At 57.8% G+C, this 25,674-nt stretch carries 18 protein-coding genes; 10 read left to right on the top strand and 8 right to left on the bottom strand.

Going from position 1 to position 25,674, the window contains the following annotated elements:
• Positions 1–462, bottom strand: coding sequence for an Lrp/AsnC family transcriptional regulator (locus tag ACR0MJ_RS00210; protein WP_170564520.1), 462 nt, complete (start codon positions 460–462; stop codon positions 1–3).
• 146 nt (positions 463–608) lie between these two features.
• On the opposite strand from ACR0MJ_RS00210, the gene ACR0MJ_RS00205 reads away from it, so the two are divergent.
• Complete coding sequence (locus tag ACR0MJ_RS00205; protein WP_480758320.1) at positions 609–4,004, top strand: indolepyruvate ferredoxin oxidoreductase family protein; 3,396 nt, start codon at positions 609–611, stop codon at positions 4,002–4,004.
• Here ACR0MJ_RS00205 and ACR0MJ_RS00200 read toward each other — a convergent pair.
• From ACR0MJ_RS00200 to ACR0MJ_RS00175, 6 genes are all read right to left on the bottom strand, one after another.
• Positions 4,001–5,305: an NAD(P)/FAD-dependent oxidoreductase gene (locus ACR0MJ_RS00200; RefSeq protein ID WP_480758316.1), complete on the bottom strand. Its 1,305-nt coding sequence runs from the start codon at positions 5,303–5,305 to the stop codon at positions 4,001–4,003. The two genes, ACR0MJ_RS00205 and ACR0MJ_RS00200, sit on opposite strands and share 4 nt — an antisense overlap.
• Entirely contained in the window at positions 5,292–5,975 is a 684-nt protein-coding gene (locus ACR0MJ_RS00195; protein WP_170397633.1) for a TetR/AcrR family transcriptional regulator, read from the bottom strand. The genes ACR0MJ_RS00200 and ACR0MJ_RS00195 overlap by 14 nt, the downstream gene beginning before the upstream one ends.
• On the bottom strand, positions 5,976–7,520 hold the full coding sequence (locus ACR0MJ_RS00190) for a trimethylamine methyltransferase family protein (RefSeq protein WP_480758312.1): 1,545 nt from the start codon (positions 7,518–7,520) through the stop codon (positions 5,976–5,978).
• A gap of 2 nt (positions 7,521–7,522) precedes the next feature.
• Entirely contained in the window at positions 7,523–9,925 is a 2,403-nt protein-coding gene (locus ACR0MJ_RS00185; protein WP_480758309.1) for a GcvT family protein, read from the bottom strand.
• Positions 9,926–10,023: 98 nt separating this feature from the next.
• Positions 10,024–10,653, bottom strand: coding sequence for a glutathione S-transferase family protein (locus ACR0MJ_RS00180; protein ID WP_480758306.1), 630 nt, complete (start codon positions 10,651–10,653; stop codon positions 10,024–10,026).
• Between the two features lie 93 nt (positions 10,654–10,746).
• The gene (locus ACR0MJ_RS00175; protein WP_170397645.1) at positions 10,747–11,244 is read right to left on the bottom strand and encodes a class I SAM-dependent methyltransferase; all 498 of its coding nucleotides are present in this window, start codon (positions 11,242–11,244) and stop codon (positions 10,747–10,749) included.
• A gap of 228 nt (positions 11,245–11,472) precedes the next feature.
• Between ACR0MJ_RS00175 and ACR0MJ_RS00170 the strand changes: the two genes are divergently transcribed.
• The 5 genes from ACR0MJ_RS00170 to ACR0MJ_RS00150 are packed head-to-tail and all read left to right on the top strand — an operon-like array spanning position 11,473 to position 18,698.
• A complete protein-coding gene (locus tag ACR0MJ_RS00170; protein ID WP_170404616.1) occupies positions 11,473–13,245 on the top strand; it encodes an ABC transporter ATP-binding protein in 1,773 nt (590 codons plus the stop codon).
• Positions 13,238–15,151, top strand: coding sequence for an ABC transporter substrate-binding protein (locus ACR0MJ_RS00165; RefSeq protein ID WP_170647404.1), 1,914 nt, complete (start codon positions 13,238–13,240; stop codon positions 15,149–15,151). The genes ACR0MJ_RS00170 and ACR0MJ_RS00165 overlap by 8 nt, the downstream gene beginning before the upstream one ends.
• Before the next feature lie 15 nt (positions 15,152–15,166).
• Positions 15,167–16,195 carry an ABC transporter permease gene (locus tag ACR0MJ_RS00160; RefSeq protein ID WP_170397654.1) on the top strand — a complete coding sequence of 343 codons (1,029 nt, stop codon included), beginning with the start codon at positions 15,167–15,169 and terminating at the stop codon, positions 16,193–16,195.
• Positions 16,192–17,346, top strand: a complete 1,155-nt coding sequence (locus ACR0MJ_RS00155; protein ID WP_170424449.1) for an ABC transporter permease — start codon at positions 16,192–16,194, stop codon at positions 17,344–17,346. The genes ACR0MJ_RS00160 and ACR0MJ_RS00155 overlap by 4 nt, the downstream gene beginning before the upstream one ends.
• A complete protein-coding gene (locus ACR0MJ_RS00150; RefSeq protein WP_480758300.1) occupies positions 17,343–18,698 on the top strand; it encodes a CoA transferase in 1,356 nt (451 codons plus the stop codon). Before ACR0MJ_RS00155 ends, ACR0MJ_RS00150 begins: the two co-directional genes overlap by 4 nt.
• Positions 18,699–18,785: 87 nt before the next feature.
• Here the strand turns inward: ACR0MJ_RS00150 and ACR0MJ_RS00145 are convergent, their stop codons facing one another.
• Entirely contained in the window at positions 18,786–21,182 is a 2,397-nt protein-coding gene (locus ACR0MJ_RS00145) for a mechanosensitive ion channel family protein (protein WP_170424453.1), read from the bottom strand.
• 382 nt (positions 21,183–21,564) lie between these two features.
• Between ACR0MJ_RS00145 and ACR0MJ_RS00140 the strand changes: the two genes are divergently transcribed.
• Genes ACR0MJ_RS00140 through ACR0MJ_RS00125 form a run of 4 tightly spaced genes read left to right on the top strand, consistent with a single transcriptional unit; the run spans position 21,565 to position 25,674 of the window.
• Positions 21,565–22,779, top strand: coding sequence for a hypothetical protein (locus ACR0MJ_RS00140; protein ID WP_170424455.1), 1,215 nt, complete (start codon positions 21,565–21,567; stop codon positions 22,777–22,779).
• Complete coding sequence (locus ACR0MJ_RS00135) at positions 22,776–24,023, top strand: glycosyltransferase family 4 protein (protein ID WP_480758295.1); 1,248 nt, start codon at positions 22,776–22,778, stop codon at positions 24,021–24,023. Before ACR0MJ_RS00140 ends, ACR0MJ_RS00135 begins: the two co-directional genes overlap by 4 nt.
• Positions 24,023–25,096, top strand: a complete 1,074-nt coding sequence (locus tag ACR0MJ_RS00130; RefSeq protein WP_480758292.1) for a glycosyltransferase family 4 protein — start codon at positions 24,023–24,025, stop codon at positions 25,094–25,096. The genes ACR0MJ_RS00135 and ACR0MJ_RS00130 overlap by 1 nt, the downstream gene beginning before the upstream one ends.
• Complete coding sequence (locus ACR0MJ_RS00125; protein ID WP_480737149.1) at positions 25,096–25,674, top strand: histidine phosphatase family protein; 579 nt, start codon at positions 25,096–25,098, stop codon at positions 25,672–25,674. The genes ACR0MJ_RS00130 and ACR0MJ_RS00125 overlap by 1 nt, the downstream gene beginning before the upstream one ends.

Here is a 25,674-nt window from a genome sequence, read left to right as displayed (position 1 = left end):
TCAGGGTACCACCGGTCGGTTCCGCTTGATCGTCCGCAGCACGACATTCGTTTGCGCGCTGGCGACGGCGGGCAATCGAAACAAGAAATCTTCCAGAAACGTGTTGTAAGCAGACAGATTCCTGCACAAGACACGCAGATGATAATCGGCCTGACCAGTCGTGGCGTAGCATTCCTGCACTTCGGGGCTGATCTCGACGGCCCGGATGAAGTCGACAATCTTGTCCGGGTCATGCCGGGTCAGGTGAACATGCACGATTGCTTCGAACGTCAACCCCATCTCGGCAGGGTTCACCAAAGCGCCGTACCGTTCGATCACCCCAGCCTCTTCCAGCGCGCGCACCCTGCGCCACAGGGCTGAGGCTGACATGCCGACAGCATCTGCCAATTCGGCGTTTGAAACCCGGCTGTCATTTTGAAGCAGCGTCAGAATGCGGCGGTCCCGATCATCAAGTATGGCCATCTTAGAAAGATTAATCCGTAATTTTAACTAAATCTGGTGAATTCTATCATAATTTGCAGAACTCGCACAAACTCTGAAACATAAATTCACCTGCGGGGGGTTAAAATAACCGAACACCAAAGACAAAAACCCATGGACGCGCAGCAATGAGCCACCACGAACCCTCCCCTCGCACCTATCGGCTTGAAGACCGCTATACCCTGACGCAGGGCCGGGTTTTTCTAACAGGCACGCAAGCCTTGGCGCGGATTATGATGGACCAGGCCCGACGCGATCGTCAGGCCGGGCTGAACACGGCGGGGTTTGTCTCGGGCTATCGCGGATCGCCACTGGGCGGGCTGGATCTTGAGTTATGGCGCGCAAAGGACCGACTGAAGACGGATCGCATCACGTTTATGCCCGCCGTGAACGAAGACCTCGGCGCAACGGCGGTTCTGGGTGCGCAACAGGCCATTTTGGACCCGCATTGCGAGGTCGAGGGCATCTTTTCGATGTGGTACGGTAAAGGCCCTGGTGTCGACCGATCAGGCGATGCATTGAAACATGGAAATGCATATGGGTCTGCGCCAAAAGGTGGCGTGCTGGTCGTGGCAGGCGATGATCATGGTTGCGTCAGTTCTTCGATGCCGCATCAGTCGGATGTGGCCTTCATGTCGTGGTTCATGCCGACATTGAACCCAGCCTCGGTCGAGGAATATTTGGAATTCGGCGAGTACGGGTTCGCTCTGTCCCGTTTCTCAGGCACGTGGGTCGGGTTCAAGGCGGTCTCGGAAACGGTCGAAAGCGCGCGGTCCGTCGATCTGCACCCGGATCGCAGCTTTTCCCTGCCGCAGATCGACTTGCCCGAACGCGGCTTGCACGTCCGCACTGCCGATTTGCCCTCGCCCGAGATCGAGACCCGCATCCAGCACAAGTTGCGCGCCGTTCGGGCCTTTGCCGAAGAAAACCCCATCGACCGGCGTATTTATGACATCGACAGTGCGAAGTTCGGCTTCGTGACCACCGGCAAGGGGCACCTCGATCTCATGGAGGCGCTGCGTTTGCTGGACCTTGATGAAGCCGCCTGTCGCCGCTTGGGGATCGACATCTACAAGGTTGGCATGGTCTGGCCGCTGGCCCGTCGCAACGCGTTGCGCTTTGTGAAAGGCAAGGCCGAGGTTCTGGTCGTCGAGGAAAAGCGCGGCATCATCGAAAGCCAGTTCAAAGAATACTTCTATGACTGGCCCGGCGACAAACCCCATAAGATGGTAGGTAAATATGACAGCCATGGCGAACCGCTGATCCCATGGACCGGGGAACTCAGCCCTTTGATGCTGGCCCCTATTGTTGCCGCCCGACTTAACACGTTCTTCCCTGAAGAAAACCTGCCTGCCAAAGCGCGTGCACTGACTGAGACAGAACCGCCCGTGATCAATGTCCCGGGCGCAACACGGACACCCTATTTCTGCTCGGGCTGCCCGCACAATACATCAACCAAAGTTCCAGAAGGCTCTACCGCTGCCAGCGGCATTGGTTGTCATGTAATGGCATCTTGGATGGATCGCGAGACGGTCGGCTATGCACAGATGGGAGGCGAAGGCGTACCCCATGTGGTGGCCTCACAATTCAATGGCGGCAAGCATATCTTCCAGAACCTTGGCGAAGGGACGTGGTACCATTCTGGATCACTCGCAATCCGTCAGGCGGTCGCGGCCGGGACAAATATCACGTATAAAATACTCTACAATGATGCGGTCGCAATGACCGGAGGGCAACCAGTGGATGGACCCGTCAGCGTTGCAGGCATCGCCCAAACCTGCCGGGCTGAAGGCGTTGCGCGGATCGCGCTGGTCTCGGACAACATTGCCAAGTTTCACCGATCCGATTTCCCGGCTGGCACCACATTCCACGACCGGGCAAAGATGGACAGCCTGCAACGCGAATTGCGCGACATTCCCGGTGTTACGGTCCTGATCTACGAACAGACCTGCGCCACCGAGAAACGCCGCCGCCGCAAGCGCGGTACGATGGAGGACCCCTCGACCTTCGTCTGGATCAACGATCTGGTCTGCGAAGGTTGCGGCGATTGTTCGGTCGCATCGAATTGCCTGAGCGTTGAGCCGCGAGAAACCCCGCTAGGGCGCAAGCGCAAGATCAATCTAAGTTCGTGCAACAAGGATTTTTCGTGCTTGAACGGGTTCTGTCCGAGTTTTGTGACCGTTGAGGGCGCAACCCGACGAAAGCGCGCCATCGAAATGGACTTCAATGCGCTTGAAACAGGCCTGCCGGACCCAAAGCTTCCATCTTTGGACACACCGTTTGATCTGCTTGTGACAGGCGTGGGTGGCACTGGGGTTGTCACGGTTGGGGCCCTGATCACTATGGCCGCGCATCTGGAAGGCAAAGGTGCCTCGGTCCTGGATTTCACCGGATTTGCGCAGAAATTCGGCACGGTACTCAGTTACATCCGCCTTGGCGCAGCTCCGGATGCGCTTAACCAAGTACGCATAGATCAAGGCGCTGCGGATGCGGTGATTGGCTGTGATGTGGTGGTGAGTTCGGCCCCTAAAGCCTCAACTCATTATGCCCGCGGCACACGCGTTGTGCTGAACAGGGCTGAGATGCCCACCGGCGATCTTGTCCTGCGTCGCGATGCCCAATTGCGGGTCGATAAGCGGGAACAGGCGATCGCAGATGTGGTTGGGGTGGACAATCTCGCCAGCCTTGACGCAAATGCAATAGCTGAGGCGCTACTGGGGGATTCCGTCTTCGCCAACGTCATTTTGCTGGGTTATGCATGGCAAAACGAGCTGGTTCCGGTATCGCACCTTGCATTGGCTCAGGCCATCTTGCTGAACGGTGTTGCCGTCGAAAAAAACCGGCTGGCCTTTGCTCTTGGGCGTTGTCTGGCGGCTGACCCCGACCGCATTCACGGGCTGGCACTACCCGAAGAGGCAAACGGCACCTTGGATCAGGTGATTGCGCGTCGGGTGGCGTTTTTGACAGATTATCAGGATGCCGCATATGCGGATCGCTATGCGCAACAGATTGAAGCAATCCGCGCGTCGAACCCGAAAATATCCGACGATCTTCTAGAATCCGTAGCCCGTAACCTGTTCCGCTTCATGGCCTATAAGGACGAGTTCGAAGTGGCCCGGCTGCAAACGTCCCAAAACTTCGACAACGAACTGAAGCAACAGTTCGAGGGAGATTTCAAAACCAGTTACCACTTCGCCCCGCCAATGCTCAGCTGGCGCAAGGACGAACGGGGCCGCCCCCTCAAGTTTGCACTGGGTCCATGGATGCGCCCGGTTCTGCGGGGACTGTCCCGTCTACGTGGTTTGCGTGGCTCGGTCCTGAACCCCTTCGGCTATCACTCCGAAGCGCGACTGCATCGAGATATCCTAAACTGGTACCAATCGCTGTTGGACATGTATCTGACAAACCCCTCCACCCATTCCGAGACCGAGTGGCTGGACGTGCTGTCAGCTGCGGACCAGATACGCGGTTTCGGTCCAGTACGGGAAGAAAGCTATGAGAACGCGCGCGCGAGGGCGCGTTAACCAAGCACCGAGAAACTGCTATCGGTATTGACCGGTCGCTTGCGGGAATAAAAACCGGTGTCGATTGTGCGCCCGATGTAAGGCAGTTCAAACTGCATCGGCTTGTCGTCATGATCCGCGCCGCCTTCGACGTAGTCGATCAGCGCAGCCATCATTTTGCCCGCAATCGGCGCGTTCTTGTATTGGTTACCGCTGGTGCCGCAGGCCATGTAAAACCCCGGCAGGCTGGACTTGTCATAGATCGGAATCCAGTCAGTCGAGGCATCATACAAATCCACCACCCCACGGGTTCTGGAGGGTATCCCCAAGCTAGGGACCCGTTGGGCATAACGCATGGCCTGCGTGGTCCATTGATCCGTAAAATCGTGGTTATAGCTTACATCATCTTCGCACCATTGATGCGGATCACAAGCCGGATCCTCGGAACCGATCAGAATATGATTGCCATGTTCTGGACGGCAATACAGCGCGATATCACTATCCGAGACAATTGTTCCTTGCGTTTCGAAATCAAATCCTTCGGGCGCGGGTACATGCACCACCTCCTGCCGCAGCGGGCGGGTTTGAATGGTCATGTCACCCAGAACCCCGGCCATTTCGTTGACAAACGCTGACCCGGGACCGGCAACATTCACCACCACTTTGGCGTGGATTTCTTCACCAGAGGCAAGTCTGACACCTGCGACGCGCCCCTGCTGCGACAGGATTTCGCGCACGTCTGCGCCCGTTCGCACTTCGGCACCATGCAGCTTGGCGGCATCCATCAGGTTTTGCGCCGACAACGCCGGATCGGTCACATAACCTGCTTTCGGCCAGAACACTGCGCCCTGAATCCGATCTCCGTTCGGTTGGCCGAACTCCGGATCATCCATGCGCCGCGCCGGGGCAAAGCTGTCCAGAGAATAGATCGGCAGACGTTCGGTAATCCGCTCAGGTGTCCATTCTTCAAACGGACAATCCAGTTCGGCGCTGTATTTCTTATGTTTCTCAAGAAACCCATTGGCCTCGGTCTTGACGACCAAACAACCGGTCTCACGAAACTGCGCCAAATCGGCTGTGTCGGGCAAGCCCAGATAGTTCGCCCAATCACGCCAATAGTGATAGCCTTCCCAAGCGAATGCGGTTCCATCGAGGGTCGAATAATGCATCCGAATTATCGCGCAAGAGCCTCCGGTCGAGCCATGCCCAACCTGCGCATTGCGATCCAACGACAGAGTTTTCCAACCGGCCTTGGACATCTCGAACGCGATGGCGGCTCCGATCACACCGGTGCCAATGATGATTGCGTCAGGTTGGTTCATGTCCTGCCCCTTCCCAGAAACGTTTCGCATACGCGCTGAATTCGGTGATTTCCTCGGGTCGCGGTTCGACCCCTGTAAAAACATAAAGGTAGTGTGGAACCATCGACAGCCTGATCGCCAATGGTTCGTTTAACTGCGCCAGATCATATCCGATCTGCATATAATATAGCACCCGCGCCCGCGTCTCTGCCTCGGTCTCATCATAGTTAAACCGGATGAACATCGCGCGCAGCGCGGCCAGGCGACGGGCATCGGACTGGTCCAGCATACGCCGCACCTTTCCCGATCTTCGTGCCCAATCCCGCACAGCAAAATCAAGAGCCGTATCAAATAGTTCGGTATTCACAACGCAGCGCTGAACATTGCACACCGCAGCCGTGATCGTTTCAGCAGGCAATTCGGATTGCGCGATCAAGGCCGCCGTATTTGTCGCCTGCCATCGCGCCAGCAGCGCATCCAGTAATTCCTGCCGCGACTTGAAGTACCAGTAGAATGATGAGCGCGAGACCGCCATCCGCTCGGCAAGGTTCATGACTTTCACCTGCTCGACCCCGTCCGAAATCAAGACGTCCATGGCCACGTTTAGCCAATCATCGCGCGTGACCTTGACGTTACCAATCAGTGGCTCAGCTTCGGGATCGTCCCGGTGCAGGATGGGTTTGGTGTTCATTCAACTCTCCGGCGGTGCGCCGCCCTCTTCTGTACGGCGCGCTATGAAATCCTTCAACGCACCAAGGCGATCCGTATCTGATGCCGGTGCTTTGAAATTTGCCAGGATTTCCTTCCATACACCGGTCGCGCGATGGTTGGCGTCGATCGCGCCACGCTCGGTCCAGGTGCCAAAATTTGCGTAATCATGCAGGTGCGGCTCATAAAATGCGGTATTATAGCGCTCCATTGTCTGGCTCGTGGCGAAGAAATGTCCGCTGGGTTCAACCTCGCTCAGCGCAGTATCAAACCCGATCTCTGCACCATTGGCCTGTGCCCCTGCACAAAGCTCGGCCACCATGTTCAACACTTCGGCATCGCAGATCATCTTCTCGAAAGATACGGTCAGGCCACCTTCGAGCCATCCGGCCGAATGAATGATCACCGTCGCCCCGGCCATCAGGCAGCCCCACAGGCCGAACTGGTTTTCATTGGCGGCCTGAACGTCGTTGATATTTGCCGCAGACCCCGCCGCAGACCGCCAGGGCAGGCCTAGATACCGGGCCAACTGGCCCGCCGCCAAAGACGCTTGAAAATGCGAGGGTGTCCCGAATGCAGGCGCCCCTGATTTCATGTCGACATTGCTGGTAAAGGTCCCATAGCACACCGGCGCACCGGGGTTGGTAAGCTGGGTCAGCGTCAAGGCCGCAAGTGCCTCTGCATGGGACAGCGTGATGGCCCCGGCCACCGTGATCGGAGCCATTGCGCCCATCAGGGTAAAGGGTGTGATGATCGACATCTGACCATGGCGCGCAAAGTCGATCAGCCCCTGAGCCATTGGAATATCCAGCGTCCGCGGGCTGTTGGTGTTGATAATCGTGTAACAATGGGCGTTAGCGCGGAACTCCTTGTCAGACAGACCTCGCGCCGTCGAGAGCATCTCGAAGCAGTCCATCACTTGCGGCGTGCCTCGCGAGAAGAAGAACGGGAACTTATCCGTCAGCTCCATCTGCGCTTGTGTGGTGAAATAGTGCCGCACATTGGTTGGCACGTCCTGCGGTTCGACCTGCGGTGAGATCATCTGGAAGACATCAAAGTGATGAGTGAGCTTTAGGAACTCCAGATAATCCTGCCCACTCGCTGGCCGCCGACCGCGTTCCAGATCGGTCGCGTTTGGAGCGCCAGCGCCGGGTTGGAACACCAAAGAGCCCAGCTCCAAAGTGAAATCCCGGTGCCGAGCGCCTGCGCGGCAGGCTATGGATTTCGGGGCCGAGGCAACGGCGGCCTCAACCATATCCCGCCCGATAAAGACCATTTCGCTGTCTTCATCCACGCGTGCGCCACCCTGCGCAAAGATCCGCCGCGCTTCGGGCAACAGAACTTTCACGCCCAACTCTTCCAGCGTGCGCAAAGCGGTGTTGTGCATTTCTGCGATTTGATCTGCGGGGAACACTTCCATCTGCGGAAACGGATTGCGCAATTGGCGATAATTCACCTCGCGAGTGGGTTGCGGGGCTGCCTCTGTTCCGCGCCCACGCCGTCGGCGTCTTTGACCCAAGTCCGACATGGTCAACCTCGCATCGCTTTGCCCAGCGGGTCATAGGGCGACGGCGCAATCACGCGGGCCGGGCGTTCGACACCGACCACATGCACCGACAACTCGGTGCCCGGTTCAGCCTTGTCGCGGTTGACCAAAGCCATGGCCAGCGACTTGCCCGTGTAGTGGCCATAGCCACCCGAAGTCACAAAACCCACTCGCTCTTCCCCGGCCCAAATCGGTTCATACCCGCTGGCATCGGCATCCAGCGCGTCAACCTCAAGCGTCACTTGAACTTGCGCCGGACCGTTGCCATCGCGTTCAGCCAGCGCAGCCTCTTTGCCAACGAAATCCTTGTTCCAGTCGATCCAGCGGTCCATTCCGGTCATGCCTGGCGTGTAAAGCTGAGTGAATTCTGCAGACCAGATACCAAAGCTCTTCTCAAGCCGCGTCGACAGCATCGCGTTGAATCCGCATTCGCGGATACCGTCCCCGGCCCCGGCCTCTAGCAGCATCCGGCGCAGTTTGATGTGGTCGCCATAGCGGCAGTTTATCTCATACCCTTTTTCGCCCGTCACAGACATACGCGCCACACGGGCACGCACCAGACCGATATCAAAGTCGCCGCAGCCCATGAATTTCAGGCCCGAGATATCTTGTTCTGCCAGTTTCTCGACCACAGCCTGCGATTTCGGCCCAACCACGGCAAAGCCGCAATATTCCTCGCCCAGATCGCGGATGTTCACAGCGTCCATCATGTGATCATCGAACCAGCGCATATGCCATGCGCGCAGATAGTAGCTGCCCATGATCCACCAGGTCCCGTCGCCCCAGTTCAGCACGGTCAGATCACCCTTGAGGCGACCGTTTTCACCCAGCATTGGAGCCAGTTTGGCACGCCCCGGTGCAGGCAGTTTCGACGCCATGATCCTGTCCAGCCAAGCCTCGGCATTTGGGCCTGTGACCTCGAAGCGCGAAAAGCCCGAGATATCCAGTAGTCCCACGCCTTCGCGGATGGTTTTGCACTCCTCAGACACGATGTCGTGCGCATTCGAGCGTTTCAGCGTCGGCGTCTCTTCAAAGCCCTTGGGCGCAAAGTAAAGCGGTACTTCCAGATCCCAACTGACGCCCCATTTGCACCCCGCCTCGGTCATTGCATCATGGGCTGGGGCCATCTTCAGCGGGCGACCTGCGGGCAGTTGCTCGTTCGGGTAAGTCATCACGAAACGACGGGAATAGAACTGACCGGTTGTTTCGCGGATGTAGCGTTTGTTCTGAGCGAAATCGCCATAGCGCGCCACGTCCATAGGCCATGCGTCGGCCTCAGGCTCGCCATGGATCATCCATTCGGCCAGCGTCTTACCAACGCCGCCACCCTGCAGGAATCCGGCCATCACCGCACAGGCTGACCAATAGCCACGCTTGCCTGGGACCGGACCGACCAGCGGGTTACCATCGGGTGAGAAGGTGAACGCGCCGTTCACCCATGTTTTGATGCCAACATTCTGGATCGACGGGTACCGTTCAAAGCCCAGCGTCAGCTCGTTCTCGATCCGGTCCAGCTGTTCCTGAAACAGCTCTTCGCCATAGTTCCATGGCGCGCCGTCCATGGCCCAGTGCTCGTGATCGACCTCGTAAATACCAACCAAAACGCCCTTCTGGTCCTGCCGCATATAGGTGAAACCTTCGAGATCCACGGTCATCGGCATCTCGAAATCTGTCTCAGCCACCTCTGGCACCGTGTCAGTGATCAGATAATGGTGTTTCAGCGGCGAAACCGGCAGCTCCACTCCGGCCATCCGCCCCACCTGTTTGGCCCAGAGGCCAGCTGCGTTGACCACATGTTCACAAGTGATAGTGCCTTTGTCGGTCACAACTTCCCAACCATCCGCAGTCTGCGTCAGGCTTTCGACCTTGGTTTCTTCGTAGTATTCCGCGCCGCGTTTCTTGGCCGCTGTTGCATAAGCCTGAACCGTACCGGTTGTATCGATGTAACCTTCGCGATCCGCCCACATCGCGCCCAGCACGCCGTCGGTGGACATGATCGGGCAGCGTTTCTGCGCCTCCTCTGGCGACAAAAGCTCACAGTCGTCGATGCCGATAGACTGGAAAATGCGGTAGTTGGCCTGCAGCCACTCCCACCGTTCGGGTGTGCCCGCCAGCGTCAGTCCACCGGTCATGTGCAGGCCGATATTCTGGCCCGACTCTTTTTCGATCTCGCTGAGTAGATCAATCGTATAGGCCTGCAGCGACGCCATGTTCGGATCTGCGTTCAGCGCATGGATGCCTCCCGCCGCGTGCCACGAAGACCCCGAGGCCAAACGCCGCCTCTCCAGCATGACCACATCTGACCAGCCAAACTTGGCGAGATGGTACAGAACCGAGGCGCCGACAACGCCGCCACCGATGACTACGACACGATACTGAGATTTCATCCTGCGCTCCCCTGCATGACTCGCAAAGGACGCTAGAGGCACTGTTCACCTCTGTCTAGACATTTCTGTACAGTTCGAGGGACAGCACCCGGATCAGCTTAAAGCCGGGCGCTCGGGCGTGTCTGAACGGCATCAAACCAGGCGCGTGTAGCCGTGTTCTCTTCTGGGATACGCATCTTGATGACACGTGCGAAATCGACAAACACAAATGTGGTGATATCGGCCAGTGAAAACATTTCACCCGCAACGAAACCGCTCACTTGCAGACGGGCCTCAAGAAAATCGAAGAAGGCACGCACCCGCTCAGCCCCCCGCTGCGCTAGTTCAGGGATTTGCGCGTGGTTTGCAGGCCCGGTGATCGCGCGGTCTTTGAACGAAGGATGGGTGTTTCGCAAAGTTTCCGCGATTGGTGCGCCACATTGTTGTTCGGCGATGGCATTCCACATCTGAATTTCGCCTTTTTCATCCGGCGTTTGCCCCATCAAGGCAGGTTCCGGAAAGCGCGCCTCGAGATAGGCGGCGATGCCAAGATTTTCTGTGAGCGTGGTACCTTCATCCGTAACAAGCACAGGAATCGTTGCACCGGGGTTCACGGTCCGGAAGGCATCACTAAACTGTTCACCCTTGGCGATTGAGATATGGCGGGTTTCAATCTCCAGCCCCTTTTCCGCAATAAACATCCGGGCACGGCGCGGGCTTGGCGCGGTTGAACAATCGTAGAACAGCATTTTTGACGGTCCCCTCCAAAGCTTCACGCCTCAGACGTTAGACCGGCCCGGTACTACAGCGCGAGTCGGATCACACAGTGACCCTACGGCAGATCAACGCCGGTAGATGAAACAACGTCCCTCCACCGCGCCTGCAGGCAGCGGCACTTCGGTCAGTGTTTCGAAATACATACGATCGCTGGAAACCATCAGTCCATCCCGCGCCAGAAGCGGTTCGATCAAAGGTGAGACGAGGCGGGCAAAAGCATCATTCTTTTGCCGGTTGTGTCCCCCAAGATCGGCATGGATCAGACTGGCTGACGCGCCAAATCGCGTAACCGAAGCAGGCAATGTTTCGCGCACATCACCGAGAATCACCAGATCATCGGGCGGTGTCGAATCGGGATGAGACGCAACGGCCCGTTCAAAAACATAAACAGGACGGTCCTGAATGTGCTTAACCATGTGGTGATATGTGCGCCCATTTCCCAATCCCAGCTCAAAAACCGGACCGGGCTGCCCCGTGGTCTGCGCGATGGCAAAGTCCAGACAAGCACGTTGCGAGACCATTCGGTCAATGAACAGATCCAATCGGCTTTGTTGCTCGGACACGGGGCACCTCTTTCAAAATCATTCGACACCAGTCGGGGGGCGATTGCGCCTTTGATGGCAAAAACTCAAGACTTTGTGTAGCCATACGGCCCGAGTTTCACGATTCCGCGACAATTCGGGTGAAGAAGGTGTTTGACTACGCCGCCCCAACCGCGCGAAACTGCTCAAAAAAGACAGGGAGTTCACAAAGCCGATGTTTTCTAGCGGCCAGACGGGTGGAAAACCCGCATGAGTGCGTTGTTGTCCGTTCGGGATCTCAGCATCGGCTTTGGCACGGGTCCATCCGTTGTCCAAGATGTCAGCTTCGAGGTCGAACCCGGGCAGACACTTGCATTGGTTGGAGAATCCGGTTCGGGCAAAACGATTTCCTGTCGCGCTGCACTGCGTATTCTGCCGCGTACCGCCCAGATCCGTAGCGGAACGATCACGCTGAACGATTCCAAAGGCACCGCTAATCTGATCGAGCTGAGTGAAAGACAGATGCGTGGTATTCGCGGCAATCGGGTTTCTATGATTTTTCAGGAACCGATGCGATCTCTGTCACCGCTTCACAAAATCGGAAATCAGGTCAGCGAAGTTCTTTGGTTGCATCGCGGCGCATCCGATGCACAGGCCCGCAAAGAAGTTCTGACCCAGTTTGAGAGGGTTGGTTTCCCCGACCCTGCCCGCGCCTACGACAGCTATCCGTTCGAGCTGTCTGGCGGCATGCGCCAGCGCGCCATGATTGCCATGGCCATGGTGTCCAAGCCTGAATTGCTCATCGCGGACGAGCCGACAACAGCGCTGGATGTTACCACCCAAGCGCAGGTTCTTGGGCTGATCAAAGAGCTGCAGCGCGAAACCGGTATGGCGCTGATCCTTGTCACCCATGACCTGGGTGTAGTTGCTAACATGGCCGAGCGGGTGGTCGTCATGCACAAAGGCCGCGTGATGGAAGCTGGCCCGGCAGCACCAATTCTGAATGATCCGGCGCACCCCTATACGCAGCAGCTGTTCGACGCTGCGCCTGAGATACCCGATCAGGATGCCGTCGGCATACCGATGCCCGACGAGGACCTAATTCTGCAGATGACCGGGGTCTCAAAGACCTACACGATGCGATCGAGCAAAGGTTGGAAAGCCGACAAACTGATCCATGCCTGCCGGGGCGTAGATATGAAGCTGGCGCGCGGCAAGACGCTTGCAATCGTTGGCGAAAGCGGGTCTGGCAAGACAACCGCCGCCAGAATCGCTCTGGGCGCTGAACTGCCCGACCCGGGCGGCGAAGTTCTGTTCAGAACAACAAGGGATTCCGAACCGATAACGGTTCACAGTATGACACGGACCGAACGCACCGCGTTTCAGCGCAAGGCGCAAATGGTGTTTCAGGATCCCTATAGCTCTCTTAGCCCCCGTATGCGCATTCAGGATGCCATGACCGAGCCGTTGGAGATACACCGCCTCGGCACCGTGGCAGAGCAGCGCGACAAAGCGGCCGCGATGTTGCAGCGGGTCGGGCTGAATGCCGATATGCTCAAACGCTATCCGCATGCGTTTTCTGGTGGACAACGACAGCGCCTGTCTATCGCCCGCGCGATGATGCTGGACCCGGCGTTGATTGTTTGTGACGAGCCAACCTCGGCACTGGATGTATCCGTTCAAGAGCAAATTTTGACCCTGCTCGAAGAACTGCAGGACAGTCTGAACCTGTCATACCTGTTCATCTCACATGATCTGGCCGTCGTCGCGCGCATTGCCGACGAAGTCGCCGTCATGCGCCGGGGTCTTGTGGTGGAACAAGCCCCACCCGAAACCCTGTTCTACAATCCACGTCATCCCTATACCAAGGCACTGATTGCCGCCCAGCCCGAACCGGATATCAATCGCCCGATTGATCTGAAACTGGTTGCGCTTGGTGCCGGTTCACCCGACAGTTGGGATGACGCCTTTCGATTTTCCGACTCCGTGATACCTTCTTTGATAGAGTTGGAGCCCGGCCATAAGGTACGTTGCCATGTTTAAGACCACTCACCGATTGATTTTGGCCGCGACGCTGGCCTTCGCAGGAATGCTGCCCGCTGCGGCAGAAATTCCGTCTAATCTTCAGGAAAACGCGTTCTGGCAAACCGAGGTTGAAAGCGGCGACCTGCCACCGGTTGCTGAACGTATTCCGCAAGATCCGCTGATCGTGGACTTAGCCGCCAAAGGTCGCGAATTCGGTGTACCCGGCGGTACACTGCGCACGATGGTCACCCGGTCCAAAGACATTCGGCAAATGGTGGTCTATGGCTACGCAAGGCTTGTGGGCTTCGATCAGGATTACAACATCGTCCCGGATTTGCTGGCTTCATTCGAAAATGAAGACAATCGCAAATTTACTTTAAACCTGCGACCCGGCCACAAATGGTCGAACGGATCCGCGTTCACATCCGAAGACTTCCGGTACTGGTGGGAGGATGTGGCCAACAACGAATTGCTCAGCCCCTCAGGCCCACCAGATTTCCTGCTGGTTGAAGGCAAAACACCCACCGTCACCTTCCCCGACGAAACAACGGTTGTATTCGAATGGGATGACCCCAACCCGAATTTCCTGCAATCACTTGCTCAGGCGCGGCCGCCCTTTATCTATCGACCGTCTGAGTTCCTTAAGCAGTATCACGAGAAGTTTGCAGACCCCGAAGAACTGGCATTCAAGGTCGAAGATGCGCGGGTAAAAAGCTGGGCGGCGCTGCATAACAAGTTGGACAATCTATATAAGTACGACAATCATGAACTGCCGACGTTGCAGCCATGGCTCAACGCAAGTTCGGGCAAGAAAATCCGGCACAACTTTGTCCGTAACCCGTATTACCATCGGGTGGATTCAAATGGGGTTCAGCTGCCCTATATCGACGTAGTCGAAATGGAAATCGTCGCACCGGGTTTGGTTGCGGCCAAAGCAAATGCGGGTGAAACTGACTTGCAAGGTCGCGGATTGGCATTCCGCGATGCCTCGATCTTGAAAAAGGGCGAGGCTGAAGGTGGATACAAGACGCTTTTGTGGAAAACAGGCGTCGCGTCGCAGATCGCGATTTATCCCAATTTGAACTACACTGACGATGCGTGGCGCGAGGTTCTGCGCGATGTACGTGTACGCAGGGCACTGTCGCTCGCCATTGATCGCAAGACGATCAATCAGGCGCTCTATTTCAAGCTGGCCCAACCCGGCGCGATGTCGGTTCTGCCCGCATCGCCCTTCTACGACGAAGCGAATGCGCAGGCTTGGGCACAGTATGACGTCGACAAGGCGAATGCTCTGCTTGATGAGGCTGGGCTGACCGAGCGTGACAAAGATGGTATCCGACTGTTGCCCGACGGGCGTCCGATGGAGCTGATCATCGAAACCGCAGGTGAGCGGCAAGAGGTTGAAAACGCCCTGCAGATCGTCACGGATACCTGGCGTGAGATCGGAGTCGAACTGGTCATGCGACCATTGGATCGAGACATTCTGCGCAACCGGGTCTTCTCGGGCAATACAATGGCGTCGGTCTGGTTCGGCTGGGATGACGGCATTCCGCAAAGCCACACATCGCCGGCCTATCTCGCCCCGACCGATCAGGTCTTTCTGGCATGGCCTAAATGGGGCCAATACTATCAGACAAATGGAGGGTCGGGCGAACCACCAGACATGCCCGAGGCCGAACTTCTCATGAAGCTTGCCCACGATTGGGAAATCGCCTCCACGGATGAAGAACGCGGCGCAGTCTGGTCTGAGATGCTGAAAATTCACGCCGACCAGCTTTATGCGATCGGTATCCTGAACGGCGCACCGCAGCCTATTGTCGTGTCGAACCGCCTGCGCAATGTGCCTGAGCAGGCCATGTGGGCATGGGAACCCGGCGCACATTTCGGCATTCACCGTCCCGACGAGTTCTTCTTCGCCGACTAATTCAGGAGCAGCTAAATGGTCATGCTGCGCTACGCGGTGTATCGCTTTTTCACGATGCTGCTGACATTGCTGGTGGTGTCGGTTCTGATTTTCGTGATCATCAACCTGCCCCCCGGCGACTATCTCAGCAACCAGATCGCCGAACTGCAGGCTTCAGGACAGTCCGCCGGTGTCGCCAAGGCCGAGTTTCTGCGCAAGGAATACTCATTGGACCGGTCGTTGCCCGAGCAGTACCTGATCTGGATGGGCTTCTGGCCCGGACCGCATGGGTTCGAGGGCCTGTTACAGGGCAATTATGGCTGGTCCTTCGAATTCGACCGCCCCGTGCGCGAGATCGTGGGCGATACGCTGTGGTTGACGGTTGTGGTCAATCTGGCCGCCATTCTATTCGTCTATGCCGTTGCTCTGCCATTGGGGGTCATCGCTGCGGCCAGATCACGGACGTGGATTGACTATACCTCGGCCTTTGTAGGCTATCTGGGTCTTGCGACCCCGAACTTCCTGTTGGCGCTGATCCTGTTCTACTATGGCCATCGCTATTTCAACCTGCCCATCGGCGGACTGATGGACCCTTCCTTTGAGGGACAACCGATGAGTTGGGACAAGTTGAAATCCATCCTTGTCCACCTGATCGTTCCGACCTTCGTCATCGGAACCTCGGGTGCTTCGGCCATGATGCAGCGCCTGCGCGCCAATATGCTGGATGAACTAGGGAAACCTTATGTCGAAACAGCAATCGCCAAGGGCATGTCCCCATCGCGGATGCTGACGAAATACCCATTGCGCGTGGCCTTCAACCCGTTTGTCGCCGACATTGGAAACCTGCTGCCCTCGATGGTTTCCGGGTCGGTTTTGGTCTCGGTGGTTCTGGGTCTGCAAACAATCGGCCCGACCCTGCTGACTGCCTTGAAAACGCAGGACCAGTTCCTGTCGGCCTTCATTCTTATGTTCGTGGCTCTGCTGACGCTGATCGGCACCATGATTTCCGATATCCTGCTGGTCATGCTTGATCCGCGCATTCGTTATGAGGGGCGCGAAGCATGACCGACAAACCCGATGGTCGCTATGTCGACGACGCACCATTTGACCCGCAGGCCTCTATTCAGCAGCTTGAGCGCGCAGATCTCGATGCCCCTAATTGGGTGCTGGTCTGGCGCAAGTTCAGGACCCACAAGCTGGGTCTGATTTCTGGCCTCTTCTTGCTGCTCTGTTACTTGATGCTGCCTTTTGCGGGCTTTATTGCCCCCTACGGCCCCAATGACCGGAACGGAGAGCACCTGTATGCTCCACCCCAGTCGGTCAACTGGTTTCATGAGGGGAAGTTCATCGGCCCCTACGTTTATCCAATAGTTGCAGAGGCAGACCTTGAAACTTTCCAGTGGAAATTCGTCGCTGACACGGAAGACCCGCGCCCAATCCAGTTCTTCTGCGAAGGGTCAGAATACAAACTCGCAGGCTTGATCAAATCCGATACGCACCTGTTTTGCGCACCCGAAGGGGCCACGCTGTTTCTGTGGGGCTCGGACCGTCTGGGCCGCGATGTATTCAGCCGCATCCTATATGGCGCGCAACTGTCGCTGACAGTGGGCCTGATCGGCATTTCGGTATCCTTCTTCCTCGGCATCCTGTTCGGATCAATGGCCGGGTATTTCGGAGGGCGCATCGACTGGACCATCAACCGTGTGATCGAAATCCTGCGCTCGCTGCCGGAACTTCCCCTCTGGCTGGCCTTATCCGCCGCGGTGCCATCAAATTGGAGCCCGGTCGCGGTATTCTTCATCATCTCGATCATCCTCGGTATTCTCGATTGGCCAGGCCTTGCCCGATCTGTCCGCGCAAAATTCCTGTCTCTCAGAGAAGAGGAATACGTACGCGCGGCCGAGATGATGGGCGCAAGTTCGGGTCGTGTGATCCGGAAGCACCTGCTACCCAATTTCATGTCGCATTTGATTGCCTCGGCCACGCTTTCAATCCCTGCGATGATCCTGGGCGAAACCGCCCTCAGCTTCCTTGGCCTTGGACTGCGGGCCCCGGCGGTCAGTTGGGGCGTGATGCTGAACGATGCGCAGAACCTCGCCTCAATCGAAATCTATCCATGGACCGCGATCCCGATGCTGCCAATCATCGTCGTCGTGCTGGCCTTCAACTTCCTTGGCGACGGGTTGCGCGACAGCCTTGATCCCTATCAGCAATGAGCTTGCTGTCCGCCCTCCCCTCAACTGACACCTACAGGGTCAATGGGGCGGGTGCGCGGCCCAGCGCCTTTGCGGTCTCGGAACTGGCGACGGCCAGTTTTGCGGCAGTCGGGCAGGAGCTGTCGCGCCTTGTGACAGCCTTGAACCTGGCGCCTACACCTCCGGAGGTGACCGTCGATCATCGACTGGCCTCCTTGTGGTACGGCTTTTCCTTCAAACCCGAAGGGTGGGATATGCCCAGCCTTTGGGACGCGATTGCTGGCGACTATCAGGCCTCTGATGGGTGGATCAGGCTGCACACCAACCTGCCCAGTCATCGCGCCGCCGCCCTGAACGTTTTGCAAGTCGCGCCGGACCGTGCGCTGGTATCGCGCGCAGTTCGGGATTGGAGCATCTCTGAACTGGAAGCCGCGATTGTCGCCGAGGGCGGCGTCGCTGCCGCAATGCGCAGCCGCTCTGAGTGGCATGACCATCCGCAAGGACGCATATTGGCCCGCGAGCCGTTGATCGGATGGCAGGGGCCACGCAATATTCAACTACGTGATCGGCCTCAGGCGACTGCCGCGCGACCTCTTTCTGGGCTGCGTGTGCTCGATCTGACCCGCATTCTGGCCGGGCCAGTCTCGACACGAACACTTGCGGGTTTTGGCGCCGAGGTCCTGAGGATCGATCCACCCGGCTGGGATGAACCTGGCGTCATTCCTGACATTTCTCTCGGCAAGCACTGCGCCTATCTGAACCTGAAATCACCCGATGGAAAAGCAAAACTGCAAGAGCTGCTGGCCCAAGCGGACATACTTGTCCACGGGTATCGGCCCGGCGCTTTGGACGCACTCGGTCTGGGTAAAAACACGCGGGATCAGCTCGCCCCCAACAGGGTTGAAGTCACGCTAGACGCCTATGGCTGGCAAGGACCTTGGGCAGCGCGCCGCGGTTTTGACAGCCTTGTACAGATGAGTTCCGGAATCGCACATGCAGGGATGGGTTGGGCGGGGGCCGACAAGCCAACTCCGTTGCCTGTTCAGGCACTGGATCACGCAACTGGCTACTTGATGGCAGCCGCCCTGCTCTCGGCGCTCGCCGAAGCCGCATCCGGTCAGGCCGTCATGGATGCCCGGCTCTCGCTGGCGCGCACCGCCGAATTGCTGGCCACCCTCGCCAAGAGCGAGCCCGGTGACGAAATTACCGAGTCGCTGCCTGTCGATTATGCGGATGCGCTCGAACCTTCCGGGTGGGGGCCCGGCTATCGATTGAAGCCGGCGCTAACCGTTGGATCCGCAAAGATGCACTGGGCTTTGCCTGCGTCCAAACTGGGAACTTCGCAGCCCACTTGGCCGTCACTTACCGCTTAAAGCTGCCGCCGCGCGGGACGCGCGGCCCGGCCCAACGCTTTGGTTGACGTCTCGCCAGAGACGCAAACCAAAGGGGCGGGAGCCCTCCTAGCGATCATCGCCACCGCCGGGGCCGATATCGTCCAGATAGTCTTCGTCAATCGCGGCCTGAACGGCCCCTGTGACAGCCTCGCGTTGTTTGGGAGTCAGGTCCTCGGCCTCTTTGTCATCCGCCAGTCGCACGGTGACTTCCCGATGCGCAAACCGGATGCCTTCACGGGCAAACAGCTCACGAATATCCTGATAGACTTTCTTGCGCACCAGCCACTGATCACCCGGTTTGGTCATGAACTTGACCCGGATAATCATCGCCGAATCCTGCATCTCGATCACACCCTGCGATTTCAGCGGCTGAATGAAGTTATCACCAATCACCGGATCGCTCAGCAGCTCCTGACCCAGCTTCTTGATCAGCTTCCGCACCTTTTCGACATCGGTGTCATAGGTCACCCGCAACGGCAGCTTCATGATTACCCAGTCGCGGGAATAGTTTGTCAGAACCTTGATCTCTCCAAATGGGATCGTGTTGAGCGCACCAAGGTGGTGGCGCAGTTGGAAGGACCGGACCGATATCTTTTCGACCGTCCCTTTCACATCACCAATGTCGATGTATTCACCCTTTCGGAAAGCATCATCCATCAGGAAGAACGCACCCGAGAAGATGTCGCGGACCAAGGTTTGCGACCCGAAACCAACGGCCAGACCCACAACACCTGCACCGGCAAACAGCGGGCTGACATTGATCCCCAGTTCCATCAATACAATCAGCGCGATGGTCACAACGACCACAGCCAGAATGGCCCCGCGGAACAGAGGCAACAAAGTTGCAAGACGGCTCTGCCCGCCTTCGCCTCCTTCGTCGCCCAGCTCGGCTTCAGCACCGCCGTCATCCGTCTCTTCCGCGATCTTGCTATCTATCCAGACGCGGAAGAAGTGAAACAGAATGTAACCCATAAACAGGATCACCATCACATCCAGCGCCCGCTCGATAGGCAAGTCATCCGACCAATTGGCCTGCGGGTTCCATATCACTACCAGCGCATAGAGCCCCACCACAAAGGCCAGAATGCCTGCCACACGACGGGCAAGGTCTTCGTACGTCAGAATGGCGTGTTTGCGCTTTTCGGCCTGCGGCGTATCAGCCACCAGCTCATCCTCGATCTGCTCAGCCGCTTCTGCGTCGGCATTCATCACCTCAATTCTGCGATTGCGATCAAAATACCTTTCAAGCAGATAGTTCATCGCGCCGTAGGCCACGACGACGGACATAAAGATGGCATAGCTGCTGGCCACGATCGGGATCGAATCCTGAACCTCGAGCACCAGATCAACGGCCAGTTTGAACCAGCTGAACACCATATAAAGCACCAGAACCGGCGCCCAGGCGAAAGAGATGAACTTCAGTATCCAAGACACCTGATCCGGAGCACGCCCGCCACGAATAGCGTTCGAGATCGCGCGTGCATTGAACAGGATCATCAGTATGTTGCCCAGCGCCCCGATCAGCGTCAGGCTACCATAGACCATGGCATAGACGTTATAGTTCAGCCCAAAATCCGCGACCCATGTCGAGAACAGAACAACCGAGATGTCATAGGTCGCCAGTGCTGACGCCCAAACATACAGGCGCTTGGCGTCCCGGTCTGAAAAAGGCGGCAGGCGATACTGGCTGAGGTAAGGCGACAGAACCATCCGCCACAAGTCCGAGACGGTGCGAGAGAGGAAGAATGCGGTAAAGATTGCCGTAACAGTAAACTGGATTGATATGTCTTCCGCTTCACCAAAGAACAGATAGCCAACGATCAGCGCCATGAGCATGGCAAAGATCGTTCCGCCAATGCCCATCACGAAACGATACACAAGGAAAGGCATCTTTTCACGATAGCCAACCGGGTTTTCCTTGATGCGCGCAACCACCAAACGCTTCGCGATGCGCTTGCCGTAGATTTCGATCGACAACCAACGCCCCAGCAAAAGGAACAACACGTTCAGGACCAACACCTCGACATAGGTCTGAATCCGCCCGTCCGGACTGGTCTGTCTGAGGATGTATTGGACCTCAAAGACCGAATAGGGCAGCGCCTCCATCCGCGAGCGTACGGAATCCCGGAACTTTGAGAACCGCTCTTGCGCCTTCATCAGCTGAGAACCCTCAGCCATGTGATCAATGCTATCTGCCTCTGGCGTCGCGTCGGCGCTATTGCCCGCTGCCGATACAACCTGCCCGGCGCTGTCGATTACGATTACGCTTGCGCCCGCCTCGGAAGCGGATCGAATGGCCGCCGCCAGATCGCTGTCAGCGGCAGAGCTTGAAGAACCGGTTTCCTCGCTTGATCCTATTGGGTATCCTGGAATAAGCGAAGTTTGCGCAACCGCGTCGGTTGCACTGGCCAGCATTGCCGCCCAAATCACCAAAATCAGCCCGGCCAGAACATTCGTTTTCATCGTATATCGCATCCAATTCGTAGCTGCGTCCAAGACTATAGAACCTCAGAAGGCTGTTCAAATCATCCGCACACGCGGTGTCAACAACGTGAGAGCCCGTGTTCCTGACGCAATGGATGGGATAAAGTGTTTCCAAGACAACAAAAATTGAATATGACCGCCTGAGGCGTCCAGCCTCCGAATTGGCTTGTGCATGAAGAACCATCGGCCTGCATATCGCAAGGTGCGCCTGTTGCCGGCGGTGGCATTATGCTGTTGCCAATTCGCAATGTTTGGCGCATTTGGACGGCGGAATCTGTGCCTTTGGCAAGAAGGTCTGGCAGAATTACGATAATCAGGTGCAGACGCGCGGAGTTGCACTGGAACCGAAACAGGCGAAGGCATGAGCCTAGGGATCAAAAACGAAAATCACGGCCGCGCACCGCGCATCCTGCTATATAGTCACGACACGTTCGGCCTGGGTCACCTGCGCCGGTCACGCGCGCTGGCTGCGGCCATAACACAAGCCGATCAACGCGCTTCGGCCCTCATATTGACCGGTTCACCCATTGCCGGACGGTTTACTTTTCCGCGTCGGGTTGACCATGTCCGCCTACCCGGAGTCACCAAACGCGCCGACGGCTCGTATGCTTCGCAGACCATCGGCATGGGCATCGATGATGTGACCGAGTTGCGCGCAAGCCTGATCCAGACATCTGTCGAACAGTTCGACCCCGATGTGCTGATCGTCGACAAAGAGCCTACCGGTTTTCGCGGTGAGCTGCTGCCGACGCTTGAGTATCTTGAAAACTCCTGCTCAACCAAATTGGTTCTGGGCCTGCGCGACGTTCTGGATGAGCCCGAAGTACTGGCCGCCGAATGGGAGCGTAAGGACGCGATCTCGGCGACTGAACGATTCTATGATGAGATCTGGGTATATGGGTTGCGATCGGTCTACGATCCTACACAAGGCCTTCCCCTCAGCCCGGCGACGCAACAGCGCATTCATTGGACAGGGTATCTACGTCGCGATCTTGGGCCGGTTGGTGAGCCACCAGAACAACCGTATATCCTGATCACCCCTGGTGGTGGCGGCGATGGCAAGGCGATGGTCAATTTGGTGCTGTCCGCATATGAAAAAGACCCGGATCTGTCACCCCGCGCTGTGCTGGTCTATGGGCCCTTCCTGTCAGGCGAACTACGCGAAGATTTTGAAACCCGTGTCGCCGCCCTAAATGGCCGTGTGACCGCCGTTGGCTTTGAATCGCAGATCGAAACGCTGTTCGCGGGCGCTGCCGGTGTGGTCTGCATGGGCGGGTACAATACCTTCTGCGAGGTTTTGTCCTTCGACAAACGCGCCGTCATTGTTCCGCGCACGACGCCGCGGCTGGAGCAATGGATTCGTGCCTCGCGCGCCGAGGATCTGGGTCTGGTACGCATGCTGGATGAAAACCGTGACGGTCTGACAGCGGATGCAATGATCCGCGCGATCCGCGCCTTGCCCCATCAGCCGCTGCCTTCGCAGGCCATTCGCGCAGGGTTGTTGGACGGGCTAAGCTACGTCACTCATCGCATAAACGCGCTGCTAGGCGCGGAACAAGAGCGCGCCACCGGATGACGCGCGAACCCCCCAAGCTGGCGGTGCTGGTCAAAGGCTGGCCGCGCCTGTCCGAGACGTTCATCGCGCAAGAATTGGTGGCCTTGCAGGAGGCAGGGCACAGCTTCGATATCTGGTCGTTGCGCCACCCGACCGATACCAAGCGCCATCCTCTGCACGATCGCCTCAAGGGGCAGGTGCATTACCTGCCGGAATACCTTTATGAAGAGCCTGAGCGGCTGGCGACTGCGCGAGACATTGCAGCTCGTCTGCCCGGATACGCGCAAGCTTACCAGGTCTGGCGGCAAGACCTTCGCCGAGACCCGACTCACAACCGAATTCGCCGGTTTGGTCAGGCCTGCGTATTGGCCGCTGAGCTGCCCGATCAAACGCGGGCGCTGTATGCGCATTTCATGCACACTCCGTCTTCGGTCGCCCGCTATGCGTCTATCATGCGCAGCCTGCCCTGGAGTTTTTCGGCGCATGCCAAAGATATCTGGACCTCACCAGACTGGGAAAAGCGGGAAAAGCTGCAACTGGCCTCTCACGGCGCCATCTTCGGGGCAACCTGTACTGCCATTGGTGCCGCACATCTGCGCGAACTGGCTGATGATCCTGCGCGGGTAGAACTGATCTATCATGGGCTGGACCTGTCGCGGTTTCCTGCACCTCCCCAGCAGTGTTCGCGTGCAGAGGATGCACCCTTTCACATGCTGTCGGTCGGGCGTCTTGTCGAAAAGAAGGGCTTTGACCGGCTTCTCCAAGCTTTCGCGCTACTCCCCAGATCGCTGAATTGGCATTGGACCCATATCGGCGGCGGAAATCTGGGCGATGAGTTGAGCGCACAAGCCGATGCCGCAGAGATTTCCGATCGGATCACGTGGATGGGGGCTTGCGATCAACCGGAAGTCATTGCCGAGATGCGCCGCTCTGATCTGTTTGTCCTGCCCAGCAGAATTGCTGCCGACGGCGACCGCGATGGTTTACCCAATGTTTTGATGGAAGCCGCGTCCCAGCGCCTCCCGATCCTGTCAACGCCGGTGTCAGCCATCCCGGAGTTCATTGATTCCGGTGTTCACGGTCAGTTGTCAGCAGATGACCCGACCTCTCTTGCCTCGGCTATTGCGGATCTCGCCAGGAACCCGACCAGAACGGCCGAGATGGCTGAGGCCGCGTATGACCGGTTGATCGCCGACTTCCGGATGGACCCGGGCATACGTCGCTTGTCCGAGCGGCTCAGCGCCTTGTGCGCGGACGGACCCTGATGTCGCGGGTGGCTTTCTATGCACCGATGAAGTCCCCCGACAGTCCCAAGCCCTCGGGTGATCGCGAAATGGCCCGCAACCTGATGCAGGCCCTCGGCGCTGAGGGAGACATTGTCGACTTGGCCTCGCATTTGCGGATTTACGACAAAGCAGGCGACCGCGCGCTTCAGGACGAATTCCGCCGCAAGGCAACTGCCGAGGCTGCACGACTGGCTGAGGAACTGCCCTCTGACACGAACCTGTGGGTGACTTATCACAACTACTACAAGGCCCCCGACCTGCTCGGCCCGGCCGTGAGCCGCGCAAGAGACATCCCGTATGTGCAGCTGGAAAGTACCCGCGCCAACAGCCGGCTTGCAGGCCCATGGGCTGATTTTGCGCAAGCGGCGCACGACGCGTGCGATTCTGCGCAGGTGATTTTTTACCACACTGCCAACGATTTGATCACGTTAGAACGGGAAAGGTTCGGTACGCAGGCGCTCGTCGAGCTGCCTCCGTTTCTTCCCATCACGGAGTTACCCCCTGTTTCGACCCGTGATGGGCCGATGCTGACCGTGGGCATGATGCGGCCGGGGGACAAGCTGGCCTCGTACGCCATTCTGGCCAACACGTTGGAACATCTGACAGGGGATTGGGCGTTGGACGTGGTAGGCGATGGCCCGGCCCGATTGGAAGTCGAGGCGCTGATGGCGCGGTTCAGACCTCGTGTCCGGTTTCTCGGACAACTGGATCGGGACGCGTTGCGGGCCCGGTACAGCCAAGCGTCCTTGTTCGTTTGGCCTGGGGTCAACGAAGCCTATGGAATGGTCTATCTTGAAGCCCAGGCCTGCGGCGTTCCCGTCGCAGCACAAGATCGCCCCGGTGTTCGTGATGTGCTGATACCTTCCGATCATCCCGATACCGGATCGGGTGCCAAAGGGTTGGCCGCGCGTATACAGAGGTTTCTGGACCATCCCGACCTGAGCCAGTCTGAGGGCAATCGCGCCCGCGCGTATGTCGCGCACCGCCATCTGATGCCATCCGCCACCGTGCGGTTCTGGACCACTGTGCGCCCCTTGTTGGAGAAAAGTTGATGACCCGTCTCGCCCTTCTGCGCCATGGACACACGGATTGGAATCGCGCGGGTCGCATTCAGGGGCGCAGCGACATTCCGTTGGATGCCGACGCTCGGGCTGAACTTGCGAGGTATTGCCTGCCGTCGCCATGGAACGCGGCATCAATCTGGTCCAGCCCGCTAAGCCGCGCGTCTGAAACAGCGCAGTTGGTATCGGGTAAAGCGCCCAAAACATCTCAGGCCCTGACCGAGATGAATTGGGGCGAATGGGAGGGACAGCGCGGTGCTGAGCTGATCGAGACACCCGATAGCGGTTACCGCCACATCGAAGACTGGGGCTGGGATTATCGGCCTCCGGGCGGCGAAAGCCCAGCCGAATTATGGGCGCGTATCGCGCCGTGGCTGGCGGGCTTGGACGGCGACAATCTCGCGGTCTGCCATATCGGCATCATGAGGGTGATCTTGGCCAAGGCGTGGGGCTGGAATTTTGCCGGCCCTGCGCCGTTCAAGATCAAGCGCAACAGACTGTTTATCGTAGACTTGGACGAAATGCGGCCTGAACCCGAACCCGTTCGATTGATTGCGCGTGAGGTTTGA

Source organism: Ruegeria sp. C6 (genome assembly GCF_056537625.1).
The sequence above is the reverse complement of the archived record's forward strand: the minus strand, read 5'-3'. Positions and strand labels throughout refer to the sequence as shown.

Coding starts and splice junctions, on each gene's coding strand:
- ACR0MJ_RS00210 (WP_170564520.1), bottom strand. CDS start 462: ATGGCCATACTTGATGATCGGGACCGCCGCATTCTGACGCTGCTTCAA.
- ACR0MJ_RS00205 (WP_480758320.1), top strand. CDS start 609: ATGAGCCACCACGAACCCTCCCCTCGCACCTATCGGCTTGAAGACCGC.
- ACR0MJ_RS00200 (WP_480758316.1), bottom strand. CDS start 5,305: ATGAACCAACCTGACGCAATCATCATTGGCACCGGTGTGATCGGAGCC.
- ACR0MJ_RS00195 (WP_170397633.1), bottom strand. CDS start 5,975: ATGAACACCAAACCCATCCTGCACCGGGACGATCCCGAAGCTGAGCCA.
- ACR0MJ_RS00190 (WP_480758312.1), bottom strand. CDS start 7,520: ATGTCGGACTTGGGTCAAAGACGCCGACGGCGTGGGCGCGGAACAGAG.
- ACR0MJ_RS00185 (WP_480758309.1), bottom strand. CDS start 9,925: ATGAAATCTCAGTATCGTGTCGTAGTCATCGGTGGCGGCGTTGTCGGC.
- ACR0MJ_RS00180 (WP_480758306.1), bottom strand. CDS start 10,653: ATGCTGTTCTACGATTGTTCAACCGCGCCAAGCCCGCGCCGTGCCCGG.
- ACR0MJ_RS00170 (WP_170404616.1), top strand. CDS start 11,473: ATGAGTGCGTTGTTGTCCGTTCGGGATCTCAGCATCGGCTTTGGCACG.
- ACR0MJ_RS00165 (WP_170647404.1), top strand. CDS start 13,238: ATGTTTAAGACCACTCACCGATTGATTTTGGCCGCGACGCTGGCCTTC.
- ACR0MJ_RS00160 (WP_170397654.1), top strand. CDS start 15,167: ATGGTCATGCTGCGCTACGCGGTGTATCGCTTTTTCACGATGCTGCTG.
- ACR0MJ_RS00155 (WP_170424449.1), top strand. CDS start 16,192: ATGACCGACAAACCCGATGGTCGCTATGTCGACGACGCACCATTTGAC.
- ACR0MJ_RS00150 (WP_480758300.1), top strand. CDS start 17,343: ATGAGCTTGCTGTCCGCCCTCCCCTCAACTGACACCTACAGGGTCAAT.
- ACR0MJ_RS00145 (WP_170424453.1), bottom strand. CDS start 21,182: ATGAAAACGAATGTTCTGGCCGGGCTGATTTTGGTGATTTGGGCGGCA.
- ACR0MJ_RS00140 (WP_170424455.1), top strand. CDS start 21,565: ATGAGCCTAGGGATCAAAAACGAAAATCACGGCCGCGCACCGCGCATC.
- ACR0MJ_RS00135 (WP_480758295.1), top strand. CDS start 22,776: ATGACGCGCGAACCCCCCAAGCTGGCGGTGCTGGTCAAAGGCTGGCCG.
- ACR0MJ_RS00130 (WP_480758292.1), top strand. CDS start 24,023: ATGTCGCGGGTGGCTTTCTATGCACCGATGAAGTCCCCCGACAGTCCC.
- ACR0MJ_RS00125 (WP_480737149.1), top strand. CDS start 25,096: ATGACCCGTCTCGCCCTTCTGCGCCATGGACACACGGATTGGAATCGC.